This window comes from Streptomyces sp. NPDC048825, assembly GCF_043198355.1.
Lineage (GTDB): Bacteria > Actinomycetota > Actinomycetes > Streptomycetales > Streptomycetaceae > Streptomyces > Streptomyces xiangluensis.
This window is the reverse complement of sequence record NZ_JBICUR010000019.1, coordinates 60,283-78,398: the sequence shown is the minus strand read 5'-3', so window position 1 is coordinate 78,398 and position 18,116 is coordinate 60,283. Positions and strand designations below refer to the sequence as shown.

The following is an 18,116-nucleotide window of genomic DNA, read 5'->3' as shown; positions in this document are numbered from 1 at the left end:
TCGATGCCGCCGGGGAACTGACAAGGTGCTCTCGAAACCCATTCACGGGCTGGCTCACAGCACCGCCAACAGGGTTCAACAGGGAGGGAACTTGTGAGAAGTTCATCCGTTTTCGGCATGTGGGCACGGCGGACCGCGGTCACCGTCGCGGCGGTCGTCTTGGCAGGAGTGAGTTTGCCGTCGTCAGCGCACGCGAGCGTATCCCAGGGAGGCGTGTACGGCTCCGGAGTGGTGACGGACGACTGGGGGGACGAAGGGCCGCTCTCCACCACGAGGAACTCGCACAACAGCGTGGTTGGCCTCTGGCAATGGGTCTTGTGGGCTGACGGATACCTGCCGGAATCCGGCGTCGACTGCCATTTTGGAAGCCAGACGCGAGCAGCAACGATGAAATGGCAGGACGACCGCGGCCTCGATGATGACGGGATCGTAGGCCCGGCGACGTTCGGCAGAGCGGACAACAACCTCTACTGGGACGAGATCGAGATCCGCTACAACGGAAAAGTCCGGGACCTGGGCAGCATATACAGGACCACCTCCGGCATGTGGTACGGCAGCGGCGTCGGACGCTTCGCGTACACCAATGCCGACATTTGCGGCTGAGCTTGAACAGATGGGCCCCGCCGCCGCCCGAACGTGGCGGCCGGGCCCATCGCCCGCATGTGTGCGGCCAACTGGCAACTCTGTGCGAGAGCACTTCGCCCGGTCGAAAGTCCTGGCCCCGTGGTCGCGCTCGCGAGCACCCTTCTTTTCCCTATGACCGCCACCCATCTTGGGAGAGACACCATGCGCACGCGCACCCACCGCTTGGCCCTCGTCTGCGGCACCGCCGTAGTGGCCACCGGAGGACTCCTCGCCGGTACCCCCACGGCGAGCGCTGCGGCGGCCGAGGCCAACTGCAATTACATCGACGACTCCGCCCGGCCCACGGTCAGCCCTGGTGACACGGGAGATGCGGTTCGCCAGGTGCAGTGCCTCATCAACTACTACAGCGGCTACCCCAACTGGCTGGAAGAGGACGGGGGTTACGGCTCGTACACCCTGGAGGCCGTCCACTGGGTGCAGACCTGCAACGCCACCACGGGCGGTGCGGACGGCATCGTCGGTCCCAGCACGTGGTCCCGGCTCTACACCCCCAAGCCCGACTGCGACCTCTAGCCGCAACCCGACAGGAAGAACCCCACGATGAGACTCGCGTACTTCTCTGGCTCCCGGAGCGCAGGACAGGCGGTTTCCCCGTTACCTCGACGCACGTTCCTGACAGCCCTCGGAGCCGCTGCGGCGTTGAGTGCGGTGCCCCGCCCACCCTCGGCAGCGGCTGCCACGCCCGACGCGTACACCCTGCTGACCCGTGCGGACTGGGGCGCGGACGAATCACTGCGCTTCGCCGCCGACGGCACTGAACTCTGGCCGCCGCAGTACTTCCCCGTCCAGACACTCAGCGTTCACCACACCGACGACCGCAGCACCGACCCGGACCCGGCCGCGGTGATTCGCGGGATCTACCGCACCGACGTGCTCGTCGACGGCTATGGCGACATCGGCTACAACTACCTGATCGACAAGAACGGCCGTGTGTACGAGGGTCGCTGGTCCGGCACCGATGGCACGGCCGCGCATGATGCTGCGGGGCGGCTCGTCACCGGGGCACATATTGAGGGATACAACTCCGGCAATATCGGCATAGCCCTTCTGGGCACGCTGACCGACACGCCCCCGTCGCCCGCCGCACGCAGCACGCTGGTCCAGCTCCTGGCCGAGCTCGCCGAGCGGCACGCGATCGCCCCGTTGGGCAAGGTGGTCTACCGCAATCCCGTCAGCGGAGTCAGCCGACCCGCGCCGGCCATCGGCGGGCACCGCCATTGGGCGGATACCGACTGCCCCGGCACGGTGTACACCGCCATGCCGTCAATCCGCGAGGAGGTCGCCGACCTGCTCGCCGGGTGACGCTCACCGGGTGCTTTTCGATTCATCACCACTGCTGCTCAAAGCGATCGGATTCTCGTGTTGGACGGAAAAAACGTCGAGGGGGAGGCTGGGCGTACCGAATGACTCCCCCAGGAGGAACCTCCATGCAGACACGCACCATCGGCGAGGTCCAGGTCGGCGCGATCGGTCTGGGCGGTATGCCGATGTCCATCGAGGGGCGCCCCGACGAGCGGCGTTCGGTCGCGACGATCCACGCCGCGCTGGAGGCCGGTGTGACCCTGATCGACACCGCGGACGCCTATCACCTGGGCGCCCACGAGGTCGGCCACAACGAGTCCCTGATCGCCCGTGCGGTGGCCGAGTACGGCGGAGACACCTCTGACGTGCTGATCGCGACGAAGGGCGGTCATCTGCGGCCGGGCGACGGCTCGTGGACGCTGAACGGCTCGCCGGAGTACTTGAAGAAGGCATGCGACGCGTCGCTCGAGCGGCTCGGCGTCGAGGCCATCGGGCTCTACCAGTTCCACCGGCCGGACCCGAGGGTCCCCTACGCGGAGTCGGTCGGGGCGATCCGCGATCTGCTGGACGCGGGAAAGATCCGCTTCGCGGGCGTCTCGAACGCTGATCCCGATCAGATCCGGCAGGCAGGCGAGATCCTCGGCGGCCGGCTGGTGAGTGTGCAGAACCAGTTCTCGCCCAAATTCCGCTCCAGCGAACCGGAGTTGGAGCTCTGCGCGGAACTGGGCATCGCGTTCCTGCCGTGGAGCCCGCTGGGCGGGATCGCACAGGCCGGTGAACTGGGCTCGCGGTTCGCCGTGTTCGCGGACGTGGCGCAGGCGCACGGAGTGAGCCCGCAGCAGGTGTGCCTGGCGTGGCTGCTCGCGAAGGCGCCGGTGGTGATCCCGATTCCGGGTTCCTCACGCCCCGAGACCATCCGCGACTCGGTCGCCGCGACGGAGCTGAAGCTGTCCGCCGAGGAGCTGACCCGACTCGACGCGGCGTGACGAGCTGACGAGGAGCGCGGAGGAGGCGGGTTCACCGGTGCGGGCATCGGTCGCACCGGGTCCGGCCTCGGCCTACGCTGGAGCCATGAGCGACTACTGCGGCACCGGTGGCTCCGAGGCCGCCCGGGAGGCCCCGGAAGCTCCGGCGAAGGCCGAGGGCCCGCCATTCGCCGAGTGCGTGCTGTGCCGGAAGCCCACGGAGTACCCGGAGTCGTACAAGGGGATCACGCTGTGCCCCGTCTGCGAGTGGCAGGAGGCGCAGCGCACCGCCTGCTCCGGCTGATCAACTGCGGCGCGCTGTGAGCGCGCACGCCACCGCCGTCGCCGCGATCGCAACCATCGCGGACGCAGCCAGGGGCAGGACCGGCGCCGGTACCGTCCCCGACTGCGAGCCGTCCACCAGAGCCGTAATGGCTGTACGGGCCGGTGACCCCGCCACCACCAGCGCGAGGAGTGCCGCGAGCAGCATCGCCGGTACCGCCCGGCCGGGCGACCGCAGCAGCGGCCACGTCGTGAGCGCGCCGACAGTTGTGCCGAGGAGGGCGCACACCAGGGCGGCGAGCAGCCCGGCACCGCCCGCCGGGACGACGGGCACGCGCGTCTGGTGATCCGTACTCGCCGGGTCACTGATCACTGTCACGACCACCGTCGCCACCACACCCAACAGCGCCGCCGCGCCGAACGCGACCAGCAGACAGGCCAGATGCGCCCTCGCGGGCCCGACCGCCGCGCCCACACAACCGCGCGCCGCGGGCGGCTCGTTGGTCGCGCAGACCCGTACGAGCCACGCGGCGACGGGCAGCACCGCGGCGGCCCCGTAGCCGAGCGAGTCCAGCACCGGCTGCCCCGCCTGGACGCCGACGGCCAGGAACACCGCGTACAGGATGACCGGCGGCAGCCAGCGCTGCGAGCGCAACAGAAGGGCGGGCTGATAGCGGAGGAGGGCGGTCATGGGCGACCTTCGGATCGGAGCCGGCGGGTGTGCGAGTGCCGTACGACATCCTCCGCCACCGTCACCACGTGCCATGGCGGCCGAGCTGTCAGCAAGGTCCGCAGGAGTACGTCCGAGTGGGCTTCGGCCACGGTGAGGCGGAGCCCGCCCGCCCTCGTCTCCTCGACGGACGTGACGAGCCGCGCCGCGTCCGGCGGCAGCTGGGCACCCGGCGCGCCCTGAACCACGACGACGACCTGCGGTCCCTGTGGGACTGAACCGCCTTGATCCGTACGGAGCTTCAGAGTCCCCTCAACAACGGCGTACGTCGCGTCCGCCACCCCCGCCAACCGCCGCGGGTCGTGATCGACGAACACGGCCGTCCCACCCGCGGCCGTACGCTCCACCACGGCCCGTTCCAACTCCGCCCGGGCGGCGGAGTCGAGGCCGGTCCACGCCTCGTCGAGGACCAGCAACTCCGGCTCAGCGAGCAGCGCCTGGGCGACCGCGACCTTCTGGCTGCTGCCCTTGGAGAGTTCCGGCATCGGCGTACGGGCGTACGCGGCGGCGCCGAAACGCTCCAGCCACTCGTCGGCGGCGCGGCCGGCCGCCGCACGGGACAGTCCGTGGATGCGGCCGAGGTGGGTCAGATAGCCGGTCGCGGTGAAGGGGAGGGCGGACGGGAAGCGTTCGGGGACATATGCCGTGCGGGGGCGACCGGTGATACGGCCCTCTGTGGGGGCGTCGATTCCGGCGAGCAGACGCAGCAGGGTCGACTTGCCGGTGCCGTTGGCTCCCTCGACGCGGACCAGTGTGCCTGGGGCCAATGTCAGATCGATACCGCGCAGCACCCAGGGACCGCCGAGGCCGTAACGGCGGCCAACTCCCGCCAGCAGTAGCTCCCGTTCCATGCGGACCATCCTCACGCGTACGTTCGGCCTCGCGCAGAGGAACCGATCTTCCGCCTGGCAGACTGGAGGGCGTGAGCAGCGACCAGACGACCACCCCGGGCGGCCAGGCCGGCACTGAGGACACCCCCTTCCGCCATGAGTCGACCGCCCGCGACAAAGTGCCCCAGTTCGTACTGCCGTTGGTCGTCCGTATCGAGCGGAACGAGCCCCCGACGCGTACGGACGCACTCGAAACCGCTGCCCGCGCCGTCCTGGTGATGCTCAGCGACGAGCGGTCGCAAGGGGACGGCGAGTGGGCGCAGGCCATGCGGGACTGGCAGGACGCCCGGATCCGCAAGGTGGTGCGGCGGGCGCGCGGCGCCGAGTGGCGGCGGGCCGAGGCCTTGCCGGGCATCACGGTCATGGGCAGGTCTGCCGAGGTACGCGTCTTCCCGCCGGTCCCCCTCGACGGCTGGCCCAAGGACCTGGCCCGCCTCCAGGTCTCCGGCACGGACCTCGACGACCCGGAAGCACCGGGGGACGCCGACGCGACAGCCCCCGTGCTCTGGATGAGCCCCGAGGTCGACATGTCGGCCGGCAAGGCCATGGCCCAGGCCGGTCACGGCGCCCAACTCGCCTGGTGGGAACTCCCCGACGAGGCCCGCAAAGCCTGGCGCGACGCCGGCTTCCCCCTCTCGGTCCGCACTTCGCCTCCCGCCCTGTGGGCCCAACTCACCACGAGCGGACTCCCGTTGGTACGCGACGCGGGTTTCACGGAGATCGCGCCCGGGCTGACGGTCGCAGTCGAGGGGTACGACCGGGCCGACGCCCTGCCGGAAGGCGTGCGCCGACCGGCCACCTGGCGCTGAGCAAAGGGCTTGCTGCGAGCCGCCGCTGGCAGCAAGCCCTCCTTCTAGTCCAGGGCTAGCCCAGGGTGACGCGCAGGATGCGGTCCGCGCCGTCCGGCTGGCCTCCGGGGGCGTCGGCGTTGGTGGTTGTCAGCCACAGCTGCTCGCTGCCGGGCACCTTGAGCACCGTACGGAGCCGGCCGTACGTACCGACGTAGTACGCCGTCGCCGTGCCCACGTTCTCCGTGTCGCCCTCGATGGGGATGCGCCAGAGGCGCTGGCCGCGTAGTGCGGCCATGTAGACGACGTTGTCGGCGATGGCGATGGCGCTGGGCGAGGCCTCGCCGGTGGTCCAGGTCGCCTTCGGGTTGGTCATCCCGGCGACCGAGCAGGTGCCCTCGCAGGTGGGCCAGCCGTAGTTGGCGCCGGGCTTGATCAGGTTGAGTTCGTCGAAGCGGGTGTTGCCGAACTCGGCCGACCACAGCCGCCCGTTGCGGTCGAAGGCGAGCCCCTGCGGGTTGCGGTGGCCGAGGCTGTAGACGTGGGTGCCGAAGGGGTTGCCGGGGGCCGGGTCCCCGGAGGTGGTCAGGCGCAGGATCTTGCCGTTGAGGGAGTTCCGGTCCTGGGCCAGCGCGGTGTTCTGGGCGTCGCCGGTCGAGGCGTACAGATAGCCGTCGGGGCCGAAGGCGAGCCGTCCGCCGTTGTGGTAGCGGGCCTTGCCGATGCCACGGAGGATCACCGTGTAGCCGCTGAGCGAGGTGCCGTCGTACGTCATACGGGCGATGCGGTTGCCCTCGGCGGCGGTGTGCATGAAGTACACGTGGTGGTTGGTGGCCCAGTCGGGGTCGACGGCGACGCCCATGAGTCCACCCTCGCCGTCGGTGGTCTGGCTCTCGGGGACGGTCCCGACCTGGGTCTTCGCGCCGTCGGGGGCGACCGTCCAGACCCGGAAGTCGTCGCGCTCGGTGACCAGGGCGCCTGAGCCGTCGGGCAGCCAGTCGACGCCCCAAGGGATGGTCAGCCCGGTGGTGAGGGTGGTGACGGATGTCGGTACGCCATCAACTGCCCTCGCAGCGGCGGGAGTTGCGGTGTCGGCCTGGGCAGGAACGAGTCCGGTGAGGCTCGCGAGTAACAGCCCGGTCAGGGACAGAGCCGTGCCCGTGGTCAGCGCTCTGCGGGTTCTGTGGGTTCTGCGCTTGCTGGTCGGTCGCATCGAGTCTCCAAGAGTGGGGGGCCGTCTCAGAATCGCGACCTGACGGAACACGGTCAATCGCTTGAACGAAATCGCTTGCTACGGGGACTCACAGGGCCCCAACTCCCCCGGGTTGTTCAGCGATTGACCGCGAAGACCGTGCCGCTGTCATTGCCCACATAGACCGTGCCGCCGGTCGCCGCGGGTGAGGAGCGGATGTCCGCGCCGGTCCGGTGAGTCCACAGTTGCTTGCCCGTGCCCGTGTGTACGGCATAGAGGTTGCCGTTCTTGCTGCCGACATACACGGCCTTGCCCAGGACCGTCGGCGAGGAGTAGACGATGCTGCCGATGGTGAACTTCCACCTCTGCTTCCCGGTGAGGGCGTCGACCGCGTACAGATTGCCGTCGTCGCTCCCCACGTAGACGACTCCGCCGGACACCGCGGGCGAGGAGCCCACGCCGCCCCGTGTGGTGAAGGTCCAAAGGCGTTTGCCGGTATCGCAGTTGACGGCGTAGAGGTTGCCGTCGTAGCTGCCCGCGTAGACGACGCGATCGGCGATCGCCGGTGAGGACTTGACGTCGCCGTCCGTGTCGAAGGCCCAGGCGCGCTCTCCGGTCGCCGCGTCGATGCCGTACAGCCGGGAGTCCTCGCTGCCGACGAAGATCTTGCCCCAAGCGACCACCGGGGAGGAACGGATCCGGCCCTCGGCGGCGAACGCCCACTTCCGGTCGCCGGAACGGGCGCCCACGGCGTACAGCCCGCCGTCGTCGCTGCCCGCGTAGACCACTCCCCCGGCGACCACAGGTGAGGAGTTGACCTCTCCACGAGCGCTGAACTGCCAGCGCTGGTCGCCGGTCTTCACGTCGACGGCATAGAGGTGGTAGTCCGCGCTGCCGAAGTAGGCGAGGCCCCCGGCCACGGCGGGACAGGTGTAGACGCCGTTGCCGGTGCTGAACGCCCAGCGTCGCTCGCCGGTTTCGGCGTCCAGGGCGTACATGCTCCCGTCCTTGCTGCCGGCGAACACCAGCCCGCCCGCGGCGAGAAGGGCGGGCGCCACCGGGCCGCCGGTGCTGTACGTCCATCTCCGGTCCCCCGGGGCGGGGGCGGTCCCCGGGTCGTTCAGGGGGTCGTTGCCCGCGCTCTCGTCGGGGTCGTCCTGGTCGCCGAGCCCCAGCCAGTAGGTGCCCGCGCCGACGGCGGCGACGGTGCCTGCTCCGGCGAGCGCGATCAGCACGCGGCGACGGGTGGGCGTATCGGGATCGCGGTCTCCCCCGCCACCCGGAAGCGCTCCGCCGGTCGGAAGCGGTCCGCTGCCCGACGGCCCGGGTGATGGATCGCCCGACGGCGCGGGTGGTGACGGCTGCGGTCGCAGTCGCGCGTCCGTCCAGGTGGGCGGACCACTCGGGGGTACGGGGCCGAAGGCGCCCGGACCGGAGTACCGCGGGCCCTCGGGCGAGGCGACCGTCGGTGTCCGGAGGGCCTCGGGTGCCCCCGCGGATTGCCCGGACGGCTCCTGCGGCAGGCGGGGATCCACCGCGGCCCCGGCTCCCGCGACCCCGGCCGTCGCGGGCCGCGGGCCCGTCGGTGACACCTCGCGGCCCATGCCGGCCTCCTCGGCCCGCCGCACCGAGGCGGCCACCGGCGCGGGCAGCCAGGCCCCGCCGTGCAGGGCGAAGGTGACTGTGTCCTTTCCGTACTGGCCGTACTGGCCGTACGCCGCCGTGGGTGACGGAAGGATGCGACGGGCGAACTCCGCGAGCAGCTCCGCGACCGTGGGCCGGCGTGCCGGATCCTTCTCGAGGCAGTGGGCGAGGAGCGGGCGCAGCCCTTCCGGTACCGCGGACAGGTCGGGCTCGTCATGGACCACGCCGAAGCCGATCCCGGCCGCAGGGCCGGAGCTGAAGGGCGCTTCGCCACAAGCGGCGAAAACAAGCACGCTCCCGAGGGCGAACACATCGGAGGGCGTACCGGCGCGCCCACCCGTCAGCTGCTCGGGCGACATGAACGCGGGCGTGCCGACGACGACTCCGCTGCGGGTCAGCGAACTCGAACCGGCACTGATCGCGATGCCGAAGTCGATCACCTTGGGCCCGTCGGGAGCCAGCAGCACATTGGAGGGCTTCAGATCCCGGTGGACGAGTCCCGCCGCATGGATGGCCTGGAGCGCCTCGCTCAGCCCGGCGCCCAGCGCGAGCACCGAGGATTCGGGCAGCGGACCGTGCCGCGCGATGGTGGCGTCGAGCGAGATACCCGCGACATGGACGGTGGCGAGCCACGGCGGGTCTCCGTACGGATCCGCGTCGACGACCGCGGCCGTGAACGCCCCGCTGACAGCGCGGGCGGCGGCCGCCTCCCGCGCGAACCGCTGCCGGAACTCGGGGTCGTCGGTGAGTTCGGGCCGGATCGTCTTGACGGCGACCGCGCGCCCGCCCGGCGACCGCCCCAGGTAGACGCGCCCCATCCCGCCCGCTCCGAGGCGGCCCATGATGCGGTACGGCCCCACCTGCCGCGGGTCGCTGCTTTCCAACGGCTGTGCCATGGGCCCCCCTGACCCCGCCGGAGGGCCTCGCCCCCCGGATGTCTGTCCCGTCCATGATGTCCGGCAGGCGCAGAATACGCACCTCACTGTGCGCTCGGACGCGGGCGGAGTACGCGCGGGTTCCACAGCACGCGGCAGCACCCCTGCTGCTGAAGAGCTGAAGGGGTCGGGAGTTACTGTAAGTCGCCGCAAGTTGCCGGGAGTTGCGAAGGATATCCCTGAACAGACCTTGCCACCCGATCTATAGCATTTCATTGCAACGGACACCCTTGACAGCCTGCGGGCTGTTTCGCCACGTTTGAGCTCTGCCGAGTAGCAGGACAAGGCAGGACGGACGCGGAGAACGCGTGTGGGGGAAACGGGGGGCGGTCGCCCATGCGATCGATCAGCAGTGATGGCGACATCACAGACATCACCATCCACAGAGCCGAGCATCTCGACGCCTCGCTCAGCCGGGCCTGGCACAAGGCGATGGACGAGTCGCCCGACTACGCCAACCCCTTCCTGGCACCGGAGTTCGCGGCCGGGATCGGCGGTTGCCGCGGTGGCGCGCGGATAGCGGTCCTGCACGAGAGAGGCGAACCCGTCGGCTTCTTCCCGTACGAACGCAACTCCTTCGGCGTCGGCCGGGCCATAGGTCTCGGCCTCTCCGACTGCCAGGCCCTCGTGCACCGCCAGGGGATCACCTGGGACACCGAGCAACTGCTGCGCGCCTGCGGGCTGTCCGTTTTCGAGTTCGACCATCTAGTCGCGGAGCAGAAGCCGTTCGGCAGGCACGTCACGGGGACGTTCCCCTCACCGGTGCTCGACCTGAAGCCCGGCGACGGCGACTACGCCCAGTGGCTGCGGGCCGCGTACCCGGGGATCGCCAAGACGACGCTGAAGAAGGAACGCCGCCTGGGGCGTGACCTGGGCGAGATGCGGTTCGTCTTCGACGAGCGCGACCCGCGGGTGCTGCGCACGCTCATGCGGTGGAAGTCCGCGCAGTACCGCAGGACGGGACGGATGGACCGGTTCGCGCGGCCGTGGATCGTGGACCTGGTGGACCATCTGTTCCAGGTGCGCGAGGAGCACTTCACCGGTGTGCTGTCCGTGGTGTACGCGGGCGACCGCCCGGTGGCCGCACACTTCGGGCCGAGATCGCGCACGGTGTTCGCGGCCTGGTTCACCGCGTACGACCCCGACTTCCGCTACTACTCGCCCGGCCTGATCATGCACCTGCGGATGGCCGAGGCGGCGGCCCGGGACGGCGTACGGCTGATGGACATGGGCCGCGGCGACAAGGAGTACAAGGACTGGCTCAAGACCCGCGAGCTGCGCGTCGCCGAGGGCTTCGCGACCCGTTCGCACCCGGTGGCGACCGCGCACCGGCTGTGGCGCAGACCGGTGCGCGGCCTGCGGAACACGGTCCTGGCCCATCCCGCCCTGCGCGAACCGGCCGACCGGCTGCTCAAGACGGTCGGCACCTTACGGACGTCGGGCCGGACGGGCTCCGGCAGCGGCGTACCCCGCCCACACTGAGCGGGCTTCTCCCCTCCCCCGGGGCCTTCCGATGACGGAGCGGGCTGATCGACGCGCACGCGAGAGCACTCGCCCTGCGAAAGACACCCTTGCACGCCCCGGTACGCCCCCGTACGCCCCCGCGAACGACCCCCTCGACGGCCCTTCGACGGCCCTTCGACAAGAAGAGGTGACCATGCCGTACGGATCGCGGCTCGCCGCGACGATGACACGGCGGCTCGGACGCGAATGCGTCTACACACCCTCGGCACGGCTGGCGCTGTATCTGGCACTACGACGCTGGTGCCGGCCAGGCGCACGCGTGCTGATGTCGCCGGTGAACGACGACGTGATCCTCTTCGTGGTCCTCGCGGCCGGGCTGCGCCCGGTGCAGGCCCCGGTGTCCATGTGGGACGGCAATATCGACCCCGCCGCAGTACCCGAGTCGACCTGGCGGAACGTGGACGCCGTTCTGACCACGAACCTGTACGGGTTGCCGGACCGCGTCGTCGAACTGCAGCGCCGCTGCGAGGAGTTGGGGATCCCCCTGCTCGAGGACGCGGCACACGCGATCGGCACGCATGTGGACGGGCAGCCGATCGGGACGTTCGGGAAGGCGGCGGCATTCAGCCTGTCCAAGCATGTGGCGGCGATGGCCGGCGGTTTCCTCGCCGTCGAGGACGCGCGCACCCGGCGGGAGCTGGAGCTGCTGCGCGACGATCTCCTCGAACCGGCCCGCCTGCGCACCGACCTGGCCGCGGCACTGCGTCCGCTGGCGCGTTCCGCCGTACGCAGTCTCCATCTGGTGCGTCCCGCGTGGCGCACCATGCAGCGCCTCGGTCTGCTGGAACGCGACGACTTCCGCATGCCCCTGCACGCGCCCCGGCTGGCCCGTAGCGCTCGCGAGGCGCCCAGCCTGAAGGCATACGAGCCATGGGTACGCGTCGACCTTCACGACTTCCGCTCCCGCCACGGAGTCCTGGTCCGCGGCCAGTTGAAGCTCCGCATGGCGGGCCTCGACGCAAACCTCGCCCACCGCAGGGTCGGCACCTCCCTGCTGTCGGGCACCGTCTGGGCCTCCCCGGCGCTGCGCGACCGAGCCACCCAGGAGGGGCCTCCTCCCGTCTTCCGGGTTCCCCTCCTGGTCCACGACCGCGACGCCCTCGTGGAACGCCTGGTGAATCACGGTGTGGTCGCCGGATACATCTACGATCCCCCGCTCGACGACTACGCGGGCTCGGAGTTCGCCGAACCGTCCCCCGCCCCTTCGGCGGCCCGCTGGTTCGCCTCACACGTACTCCCGGCCGACCCGCTCCTGGCCCGCAGGATCACCGCCGCCCTGACCAGGGAGCAGGCGCGGACGGCGTACCCGCCCCTGCTGGCCCCGCTGCCGGCCCCCACGCCACGGACGCCCTTGGGCTGACGGAGATACGTACGCTCGCCAGGTGAACCTCCTTTTCCTGATGACCGATCAGCACCGGGTCGACACCCTGGGCTGCTACGGCAATCCGCATGTGGACACCCCGAACCTCGACCGGCTCGCGGCCACCGGCACCCGCTTCGACCGCTTCTACACCCCGACCGCGATCTGCACTCCGGCACTGGCCGGCCTGCTCACCGGCCAGTCCCCGTTCCGGCACCGCCCGCCGGCTGTACGACCGGCTGCGCGAGCGCGGTGACAACTTTTACCACTGGATGACGCCGATGTACGACATCGGGCCCTCCGACCACGACCCCAGCCTCAGCGTCTTCGAACTGGAGGACACTCCGAGAAACACGCCGAGTGACGATTTCGAGGCGAGCTGTGCGCCCTGTGTGCCCCTGCTGACGTAGTCACGACCTGCCGCGGCACACGCCCGTGTGGGACGGTGGGCAGTGCCGGGCCACCGGCCGGACCACCGACGCAGGAGGTCACGACCATGAACGACGTCGCATCCGCCCCCGTCCCGAACGCCGAACGGCTGGCCGAGGAGATCTTCACCGGGCTGCGCTCGGCCCTCGAGATCCTCGCCGTCGACATCGGCGTCCGCCGCGGCCTGTACGAGGCCCTGGCCGCGCACGGCCCCATGACACCCCGCGACTTGTCCAAGACGGCGGGCATCCATGCACGATACGCCCGCGAGTGGCTGGAGCAGCAGGCCGTCGCCGGCGTGCTGATCGCCTCCGGACCCGCCGCTTCCGGACCCGTCCACGACGATTACGAGCGGCGCTACGAGCTGCCCGCCGAACACCGGCGAGTGCTGCTGGACCGCGACGACCCGTTCTATCTGGCGACGGGCCCGCAGTTCATCGCCTCGATCGCCGAGGCCCTGCCCGAGGTGCTGGAGGCCTTCGGCACGGGCGGCGGCGTACCGTACGAGCGCTACGGCGAGGGCACCCGCGAGGGCATCGCGGGCCTGAACCGGCCCATGTTCCAGCCGGTGACGCTCCACTCCTGGGTCGCGGCCCTGCCGGACGTCCACCGGCGGCTCTCCGAGGCTCCGGGCGCGCAGGTGCTCGACCTGGGCTGCGGCCTGGGCTGGTCGACGATCGCCCTCGCCCGCGCCTTCCCCGAGGCCCGGCTGACCGGCATCGACCTGGATGCCGCCTCCATCGAGCAGGCCAGGCGCAACGCCGAGGAGGCCGGTCTCGGTGAGCGCATCGCCTTCGTACGCACCGACGCCGCGGGAGCAGGCCTCGACGGAGCCGTGGACCTCGTCACCGTCTTCGAGGCACTGCACGACATGGCGGACCCGATCGGGGTGCTCGCCTCGGTACGCGGACTGCTTTCTCCCTCGGGCGCTGTGCTGATCGGGGACGAGAAGGTGAGCGAGGAGTTCACCGCTCCGGGCCCGGAACTCGACCGGCTCAACTACGCCTTCAGCCTGCTGCACTGCCTGCCCGCCACCCGTGCGGAGGGCGCGAAGGTGGAGGCGGGCACGGTCCTGCGGCCCGCCACGGTACGTGCGTACGCCCACGATGCCGGATACGGCTCGGTGCAGGTGCTGGACATCGAGCACGACCTGTGGCGCTTCTACCGGCTGAGCCCGTGACGAGGTGCGACGGACAGGTGGACGGACAGGCTGCCCGGCGTACGACCTTGACAGTGACCGGGAGCCGGCGATGACACGGCAGGGTCGAACGGGGCAACCGCACCAGGCAGCTGGTGCTTCGCCGTACCGTCGACATCGCCTCCGCGGTCGGGTTCCACTGCATCGACTACGTGGTGCACGCGTGGGACGTCGCCGCCGAGGTGGGGATCGGTCTTCGGCTGCCGGACGAGGTACTCGCCGCGGGACTTGCCGTCGCCCGCCGGGTGCCGGCCGACCCGGCGAGTCGCGGGACGGGTTCCGCGTTCGCACCGGCGCTCGACGTGCCCGGCGGTGCGGACCCGCTCGACGAGACACTGCGGCTGCTGGGGCGCTCGCCCGAGGCATGGCCGGATCCCATCGGAACAGCGGCCGTCAAGGGCTGAACACAAGGATCATCCCGTCCGTATTTCATGGCACTGGCCTATTACGGGATCCCGGCCGGGCACAGGTACACGCCGACGCAACCATGGCGGACCGTCGGAACCTCAGCGGACCGTCGGAACCTCAAATGTTGCTCTGAACGTCCCCGCCGATGGGTTCGGCCCCGCTTGCCGGGGCCATGACCCGGTTACGCCGGAACACAGGTCCGTCGAAGGAGACGACGCACAGGTCCTGGTGAAACCGTGGTGAAGGAGGGGACGATGCAGCGACTGGGTACGGGAATCGGATGGCGGCCAGAAATCGCCGAGGCCGTCGAGCGCATGCCCGGCATCGACTGGGTCGAGGCCGTCGCGGAAAACGTGTGCCCGGGACACATCCCGGAGTCACTGCGGCGCCTGCGCGACCGCGGCGTCACGGTCATACCGCACGGCGTCTCACTCGGCCTCGGCGGCGCGGAACGGCCCGACGAGGACCGCCTCACCGTCCTCGCCGAGCGCGCCGAGGCGCTCGCCGCACCGCTCGTCACGGAGCACATCGCGTTCGTTCGCGCGGGCGGCCTCCTCACCGCCTCGCCACGACTGGAGGCCGGGCACCTGCTGCCCGTGCCGCGCACCCGGGACGCCCTCGACGTCCTGTGCGAGAACATCCGTATCGCGCAGGCCGCCCTTCCCGTGCCGCTCGCCGTCGAGAACATCGCGGCGCTGTTCTCCTGGCCGGGCGAGGAGATGACCGAGGGGCAGTTCCTGTACGAACTGGTCGACCGTACCGGCGTACGTCTTCTCATCGACGTGGCCAACCTCCACACCAACCACGTCAACCGCGGCGAGGACCCCGCCAAGGCCCTCGACGAACTGCCCGTCGAGGCCATCGCCTACGTCCACGTCGCCGGCGGCTTCGAGCGCGACGGCGTCTGGCACGACAGCCACGCCCACGCCGTGCCCCCGGCGGTCCTCGACATCCTCGCGGACCTGGCGTCCCGGGTGCGCCCACCGGGCGTACTCCTGGAGCGGGACGAGAACTTCCCCGAACCGGCCGAGCTGGAGCGGGAGTTGGCGGCGATCAGGGAAACGGTGGAGAAGGCGAAGGCTCCGAACGCAAACGGCAAGCCTTCAGGCGTACGGGACGGGGGCGCCCCGCAGGACCCCACAGGCACCGAAGCCGCCCGTCAGCGCCTCGCCCTCGCCCAGGCCGCCCTGCTCTCCGCGCTCGTCGCCGGAACCCCCGCACCCGAGGGCTTCGACCGGACGCGGCTGGTCGTGCAGGCGCGGGCGCTCGCCTCGAAGCGGGCAGACGTCGTCGCCAAGGTCGCTCCGGAACTGCCGGAGATCCTGGCGGGGGCGTACCGGCCGGAGTTCCTGGCGTACGCGCAGGGCCACCCGATGACGGATGGCTACCGGCACGACGCGCTGGCCTTCGCCGAACACCTGCTTCTGCACGGCCGCCTCGAAGGCGCCCACGTGCAGCGGGAGTTGAGCGACTGGTGGCTGGAGCGCTCGGGCCCCGCCCCGCTGTCGCGACGCCCGGCGGCCCGGCTGGCGCGGGCCACGCGACGGGTTCTGCTGAGGCGTTGAGGCGGCTGCTCAGGCCAGGCCGGCGACCAGCTCGCCGATGTCCTTACGGCGCCCGGTGTAGAACGGGACCTCCTCGCGGACGTGCATCCGGGCCTCGGAGGCGCGCAGGTGGCGCATGAGGTCGACGATGCGGTACAGCTCGTCGGCCTCGAAGGCGAGGATCCACTCGTAGTCGCCCAGCGAGAACGAGGCGACCGTGTTGGCGCGCACGTCCGGGTAGCCGCGGGCCATCTTGCCGTGGTCGGCGAGCATGCGGCGGCGGTCCTCGTCGGGCAGCAGGTACCAGTCGTAGGAGCGCACGAACGGGTAGACGCTGATGTAGTTGCGCGGCGTCTCGTCGGCGAGGAATGCCGGGATGTGAGAGCGGTTGAACTCCGCGGGGCGGTGCAGCGCCATGTTCGACCAGACGGGCTCCAGAGCGCGCCCCAGCTTCGTACGGCGGAAGAGGTTGTACGCCTCCTGGAGCTGGTCGGAGGTCTCCGCGTGCCACCAGATCATGAGGTCGGCGTCGGCGCGCAGCCCGGACACGTCGTACGTGCCGCGGATCGTGACGTCCTTGGCGGCGAGCTGGTCGAAGAGCTCCTGGACCTCGTCCGCGTAGCCGGCGCGGTCCTCGGGGAGGACGTCTCGCAGCTTGAAGACGGACCACAGGGTGTAGCGGATGACCTCGTTCAGGTCCTTGGCCAGCTTGCCCTTGTTCGGGATCTTGGCGGGGTCGGTGGTGGGGGCGTCGTCACTCATGGGGCTATTCTCCCGCTCCGCCGTGCAGGCTCTGCACCGGGTTCATGATCAGCTCGTCCAGTCCGCCGCGGTCGCCCTTCAGCTGGTCCACGGCGGCGTACGCGCTCGCGATGCACGCCGGGATCCCGACTCCGTCGTACGCCGCTCCGCACACGGCGAGGCCCGGCAGCTTGCCGACGTGCTCCCGGATGCGGGCCACGCGCGCGTGGTGCCCGACGGGGTACTGGGGCAGGCCGTCGGTCCAGCGCGTGACGCCGGCCGCTATGGGCGTGGCGGCGAGGCCGGTGGCTTCGCGCAGGTCGTGGCGCGAGACGTCGACGAGCTCGCCGTCCTCGCGTCCGAGGATCTCGGTCTCGGCGAACCGCCCCACGGACGTCCTCAGGACCATCACGTCCGGGTTCTCCTCGTCGATCCACCCCCACTTCTGGGAGGCGAACGTCGACGCCTTGATGGTCCGCCCGTCCACAGGCGGCACCAGAAAACCGCTCCCTTCAGGGAGGCGGATGTCACCGCGCCGGTAGGCGAGCGTGATGAGCGCCATGGAGGCGTACTCGACACCGGCGAGCTCAGCAGCGGCAGCGGGCGCTTCGTCGCGCAGCAACGCGGCAGCCGCCACAGCGGGAACGGCGACGACCACGCCGTCGGCGTGCAGCACGCGCCCTCCGGCGACGACGCGCCAGGCCAGTCCACCAGATCGCCCAGCCGCCTCCCCCGCCGACCTGCGCAGCTCTGTCACCTGCGCCCCTGTGACGATCTCGCCGCCGCGCGCCCGCACCGACTCGGCCACCGCGAGCGGCAGTTGGCCGACGCCGCCTTCTATGCCCATGAAGACGGGGCCGGTCTGCTGTGCGGCAGCCGCCCGGGCCTGGATGCCGCGGACCGCCTCCGTCAACGACGTGTGCGTACGAGCCGCCTCGAAGAGCTGGGGGACGGCCGAGCGCATGGAGATGCGGTAGGCGTCGCCCGCGTAGACACCGCCCAGGAGCGGCTCTATCAGGCGGTCCACCACCTCGTGGCCGAGGCGGGCCGCCACATACTCCCCCACTGCCACGTCCTCGCCGATCTCCGTGCGCGGCAGGTCGGCGTCGCGCTCGATGCGCTGCACGCCCTCCGCGGAGAGCAGTCCGGCGAGGGCCGACGCGGTGCCGGGCACACCCATGACGTGGCCCTTGGGCATGGGTCGCAGCGCCCCCCGCGTCCAGATCGACGCGCTCGCCGTCGCGGGCGGCCGCAGCCGGGCGTCGAGGCCCACCTCGCGGGCGAGCGCCACCGCCTCGGGGCGCCGGGCCAGCATCGACTCGGCCCCGAAGTCGACCCGCGCACCCGCGATCTCGCCGGGGAGCAGCTTGCCGCCGAGCCGGTCCGAGGCCTCCAGGACGGTCACGCGCGCGCCGCTGTCCAGCAGCCGGTGGGCGGCGGCCAGACCGGCGATGCCGCCCCCGATGACGACGACATGACCCGCGTCCGTACGTGTCTCTGCGTGCATGTCTCCACTGTCCCAGACCCCACTGACACCTC

The 18,116-nt window shown here is 70.8% G+C and carries 17 protein-coding genes and 1 pseudogene; 12 read left to right on the top strand and 6 right to left on the bottom strand.

The window, feature by feature from the left end:
• The first annotated feature begins 228 nt into the window (after window positions 1-228).
• The 5 genes from ACGFNK_RS36070 (at window position 229) to ACGFNK_RS36050 (ending at window position 3,216) form a co-directional block, all read left to right on the top strand.
• Window positions 229-603 carry a peptidoglycan-binding protein gene (locus tag ACGFNK_RS36070; protein WP_388682655.1) on the top strand — a complete coding sequence of 125 codons (375 nt, stop codon included), beginning with the start codon at window positions 229-231 and terminating at the stop codon, window positions 601-603.
• 183 nt (window positions 604-786) lie between these two features.
• The gene (locus ACGFNK_RS36065) at window positions 787-1,158 is read left to right on the top strand and encodes a peptidoglycan-binding protein (protein ID WP_393422821.1); all 372 of its coding nucleotides are present in this window, start codon (window positions 787-789) and stop codon (window positions 1,156-1,158) included.
• A 135-nt stretch (window positions 1,159-1,293) separates the two neighbouring features.
• A complete protein-coding gene (locus tag ACGFNK_RS36060) occupies window positions 1,294-1,947 on the top strand; it encodes an N-acetylmuramoyl-L-alanine amidase (protein ID WP_393422819.1) in 654 nt (217 codons plus the stop codon).
• 125 nt (window positions 1,948-2,072) lie between these two features.
• On the top strand, window positions 2,073-2,933 hold the full coding sequence (locus ACGFNK_RS36055) for an aldo/keto reductase (protein WP_393422817.1): 861 nt from the start codon (window positions 2,073-2,075) through the stop codon (window positions 2,931-2,933).
• 85 nt (window positions 2,934-3,018) lie between these two features.
• Window positions 3,019-3,216: a hypothetical protein gene (locus ACGFNK_RS36050; protein WP_393422815.1), complete on the top strand. Its 198-nt coding sequence runs from the start codon at window positions 3,019-3,021 to the stop codon at window positions 3,214-3,216.
• Here ACGFNK_RS36050 and ACGFNK_RS36045 read toward each other — a convergent pair whose 3' ends face one another.
• Both ACGFNK_RS36045 and ACGFNK_RS36040 read right to left on the bottom strand, forming a co-directional pair.
• Window positions 3,217-3,885 (bottom strand): ABC transporter, encoded by a 669-nt coding sequence (locus tag ACGFNK_RS36045; RefSeq protein ID WP_393422813.1) that lies wholly within the window; start codon window positions 3,883-3,885, stop codon window positions 3,217-3,219.
• Window positions 3,882-4,775: an ATP-binding cassette domain-containing protein gene (locus ACGFNK_RS36040; RefSeq protein WP_393422812.1), complete on the bottom strand. Its 894-nt coding sequence runs from the start codon at window positions 4,773-4,775 to the stop codon at window positions 3,882-3,884. The genes ACGFNK_RS36045 and ACGFNK_RS36040 overlap by 4 nt, the downstream gene beginning before the upstream one ends.
• Before the next feature lie 71 nt (window positions 4,776-4,846).
• Between ACGFNK_RS36040 and ACGFNK_RS36035 the strand changes: the two genes are divergently transcribed.
• Window positions 4,847-5,623 carry a peptidyl-tRNA hydrolase gene (locus ACGFNK_RS36035; protein ID WP_393422811.1) on the top strand — a complete coding sequence of 259 codons (777 nt, stop codon included), beginning with the start codon at window positions 4,847-4,849 and terminating at the stop codon, window positions 5,621-5,623.
• A 55-nt stretch (window positions 5,624-5,678) separates the two neighbouring features.
• Here the strand turns inward: ACGFNK_RS36035 and ACGFNK_RS36030 are convergent, their stop codons facing one another.
• Together ACGFNK_RS36030 and ACGFNK_RS36025 are read right to left on the bottom strand one after the other, a co-directional pair.
• Window positions 5,679-6,815, bottom strand: coding sequence for a PQQ-dependent sugar dehydrogenase (locus ACGFNK_RS36030; protein WP_393422809.1), 1,137 nt, complete (start codon window positions 6,813-6,815; stop codon window positions 5,679-5,681).
• A 116-nt stretch (window positions 6,816-6,931) separates the two neighbouring features.
• On the bottom strand, window positions 6,932-9,334 hold the full coding sequence (locus ACGFNK_RS36025; protein WP_393422807.1) for a PQQ-binding-like beta-propeller repeat protein: 2,403 nt from the start codon (window positions 9,332-9,334) through the stop codon (window positions 6,932-6,934).
• A gap of 375 nt (window positions 9,335-9,709) precedes the next feature.
• On the opposite strand from ACGFNK_RS36025, the gene ACGFNK_RS36020 reads away from it, so the two are divergent.
• The 6 genes and pseudogenes from ACGFNK_RS36020 to ACGFNK_RS35995 all read left to right on the top strand — a co-directional run bounded on the left by ACGFNK_RS36020 (window position 9,710) and on the right by ACGFNK_RS35995 (window position 15,857).
• On the top strand, window positions 9,710-10,855 hold the full coding sequence (locus tag ACGFNK_RS36020) for a GNAT family N-acetyltransferase (protein WP_393422805.1): 1,146 nt from the start codon (window positions 9,710-9,712) through the stop codon (window positions 10,853-10,855).
• Window positions 10,856-11,030: 175 nt separating this feature from the next.
• Window positions 11,031-12,257: a DegT/DnrJ/EryC1/StrS family aminotransferase gene (locus ACGFNK_RS36015; RefSeq protein WP_393422803.1), complete on the top strand. Its 1,227-nt coding sequence runs from the start codon at window positions 11,031-11,033 to the stop codon at window positions 12,255-12,257.
• A 22-nt stretch (window positions 12,258-12,279) separates the two neighbouring features.
• Window positions 12,280-12,477, top strand: a pseudogene (locus ACGFNK_RS36010) (sulfatase-like hydrolase/transferase); the annotation flags it as partial.
• A gap of 276 nt (window positions 12,478-12,753) precedes the next feature.
• Window positions 12,754-13,866, top strand: a complete 1,113-nt coding sequence (locus ACGFNK_RS36005) for a class I SAM-dependent methyltransferase (RefSeq protein WP_393422801.1) — start codon at window positions 12,754-12,756, stop codon at window positions 13,864-13,866.
• Between the two features lie 113 nt (window positions 13,867-13,979).
• Window positions 13,980-14,288: a hypothetical protein gene (locus ACGFNK_RS36000; protein ID WP_393422799.1), complete on the top strand. Its 309-nt coding sequence runs from the start codon at window positions 13,980-13,982 to the stop codon at window positions 14,286-14,288.
• A 258-nt stretch (window positions 14,289-14,546) separates the two neighbouring features.
• On the top strand, window positions 14,547-15,857 hold the full coding sequence (locus ACGFNK_RS35995) for a DUF692 domain-containing protein (protein WP_393422797.1): 1,311 nt from the start codon (window positions 14,547-14,549) through the stop codon (window positions 15,855-15,857).
• 9 nt (window positions 15,858-15,866) lie between these two features.
• Here the strand turns inward: ACGFNK_RS35995 and hemQ are convergent, their stop codons facing one another.
• Both hemQ and hemG read right to left on the bottom strand, forming a co-directional pair.
• Window positions 15,867-16,598 (bottom strand): hydrogen peroxide-dependent heme synthase, encoded by a 732-nt coding sequence (gene hemQ / locus ACGFNK_RS35990; RefSeq protein ID WP_386356020.1) that lies wholly within the window; start codon window positions 16,596-16,598, stop codon window positions 15,867-15,869.
• A gap of 4 nt (window positions 16,599-16,602) precedes the next feature.
• On the bottom strand, window positions 16,603-18,084 hold the full coding sequence (gene hemG, locus ACGFNK_RS35985; protein WP_393422795.1) for a protoporphyrinogen oxidase: 1,482 nt from the start codon (window positions 18,082-18,084) through the stop codon (window positions 16,603-16,605).
• Window positions 18,085-18,116 lie beyond the last annotated feature (32 nt).